The sequence below is a fragment of the Acidisphaera sp. S103 genome, from assembly GCF_009765975.1.
Classification (GTDB): domain Bacteria; phylum Pseudomonadota; class Alphaproteobacteria; order Acetobacterales; family Acetobacteraceae; genus Rhodopila.
Genome location: NZ_LMUJ01000108.1, coordinates 225,885 through 228,151 on the forward strand (window position 1 = coordinate 225,885; position 2,267 = coordinate 228,151).

Below are 2,267 nucleotides of genomic sequence, written 5' to 3' on the forward strand. Positions count from 1 at the left end.
CGCCTGGATGGCCGTCGCCAGCATCCGCCACAACAGCGCCGGCGCTGCCGACCTCGCATCCCTGATCCCGTCCGGCCCGTTCAGTCTCGACAATTTCGCCGACGCCTGGACCTCGGGCCACTTCCCCCTGTGGTATCTGAACACCATCCTGGTCTGCGGCGGCATCCTGATCGTGCAGTGCGTCACCGTCAGCCTCGCCGGCTACGCCTTTGCCCGCATGCGGTTCCCTGGCCAGAACACGCTGTTCGCATTGTTCCTCCTGCAACTAATGCTGGTGCCCCCGATCCTGATCGTTCCCAACCTCAACACCCTGGTCACGCTGCACCTCTACGACACGCTGCCCGGCATCATGGCGCCCTACTTCGCGTCTGCCTTCGGCGTCTTCCTGATGCGCCAGACTTTTCGAACTATCCCCCGCGAATACGAGGAAGCCGCCATCATCGACGGTGCCTCACGCTTGCAGGTCATCACCCGGGTTCTGCTGCCGCTGTCCCGCCCCGGCCTGACCGCCTTCGCCATCGTCTCCGTCACCTCGCATTGGAACGAGTTCCTGTGGCCGTTGATGGTCACCTCCTCCCCCTCCAACCAGGTCCTCACCGTCGGCCTCGCCACCTTCACCTCCGGCGCCGAGGCCGGATCGGAATGGGGCGTCATCGCCGCCGGCACGTTCTTCGTCGCCGCCCCGCTGCTGATCGCCTTCGTGGTGTTCCAGCGCCGCTTCGTCTCGTCCTTCACCTTTTCCGGCATCAAGTAACCCCACATCAAGTAACAAGGGAAACCACATGCGCCTGCAACTCGCCCTGGCCGCCTGCCTGCTGACAGGCACCGCACACGCCGCCACCGACATCGACATGTTTTTCCCGGTTCCGGTGCAGGGCAAGCTGTCCACCGAGATGCAGCGGCTGGTGGACGTCTTCAACAAGGACCACCCCGACATCCACGTCACCCCGGTCTACAGCGGCAGCTACGACGACACCAACCTGAAGACCCGAGCCGCCATCCAGGCCGGCAAGCCGCCCGCCGTCGTGATCATGAGTGCCAACTTCGTCCGCGAATACGTCATCAACGATGAGGTCATCTCCCTCGATCCGTTGATCCAAAAAGACGGCATGACTGAGACCCAGTTCATGGACGAGTTCTGGCCGGCGCTGCGCCTGAACGCTACCGAACAAGGCCACGCCTATGGAGTCCCGTTCCAGAACTCGACCCCGCTGCTCTACTACAGCGTCGACGCCTTCAAGGACGCCGGCCTGGATTCCGACCATCCGCCGGTCACCTGGCAGGAATGGATCGACGACGCCAGGAAACTGACGAAGCACGACGGCGCCACCACCACGCGGTGGGGCCTGATGATGCCCGGCACCTACGATTATTGCGGCTGGATCACCTCCGGCCTGGCGATGTCCAACGGCGGCGATTTCTACAACACCGGCTACGGCGGCGAGGTCTATTACAACACGCCCACCACCATCGGTGCCGTCCGCTTCCTCGACAACATGGTGCACAAGGCGCACGCGATGCCGCCCGGCATCACCGACGCCAACGCCGTCACCACCGCGTTCTTCCAGGGCCGCACCGGCATGATGATCCTGTCCACCGGATCGCTGTCCTTCGTCCGCGACAACATGAAGACCCCATACCGCACCGCCTTCCTCCCGCGTCAGATGGTCAACGCCGCCCCGATCGGCGGTGCCAGCCTGATCATCCCCAAAGGCAACACCCCGGACCGCCAGCAAGCCGCCTGGACACTGATAAAATGGCTCACCAGCCCCGAGATCGCCGGCGGCTGGAGCCGCTTCACCGGCTATTTCTCGCCACGTATCGCCGCCTATGACCTGCCGGAGATGAAAACCTTCATGGCGGCGCACCCCGACGCCAAGGTCGCCCTCGACCAACTCGTCTATGCCCGAGGCTGGTTCTCCACCTACAACGTCGTTGGCGTCCGCAAGGCGCTGGAGGATGGTGTCCAGGCCGTCCTGTCCGGCAAGGCAACCCCGGAAGCCGCCATGGCCAAGGCCCAACAGGAAGCCGACGCCCTGATGCATCCTTATGTCGAGCAGACCGCCCTTAAAATCCCGGAATAAGGCGACGCTCGGGAACAAGGGATCGCGCTGTGGTTTTCCCGGTGACCCGACCCAAGTCGGGCACCAGGAAGCCGGCCGGTCTTAGGTCTCGCCGGGGAATAAGCGAATTGTCCGGCGAACGCCGCCGTCCTCTCATCGTCATGGCGGGCGAAGGCCCGCCATCCACGCCTTGCTGTGTAGGTC

At 64.0% G+C, this 2,267-nt stretch carries 2 protein-coding genes; both read left to right on the plus strand.

Going from position 1 to position 2,267, the window contains the following annotated elements:
• Positions 1–754: carbohydrate ABC transporter permease (locus GSQ89_RS35990; RefSeq protein WP_158932912.1), on the plus strand; the 754-nt coding region annotated here is incomplete at its 5' end.
• Positions 755–782: 28 nt separating this feature from the next.
• On the plus strand, positions 783–2,084 hold the full coding sequence (locus tag GSQ89_RS35995; protein WP_158932913.1) for an ABC transporter substrate-binding protein: 1,302 nt from the start codon (positions 783–785) through the stop codon (positions 2,082–2,084).
• Positions 2,085–2,267 lie beyond the last annotated feature (183 nt).

Coding starts and splice junctions, on each gene's coding strand:
- GSQ89_RS35995 (WP_158932913.1), top strand. CDS start 783: ATGCGCCTGCAACTCGCCCTGGCCGCCTGCCTGCTGACAGGCACCGCA.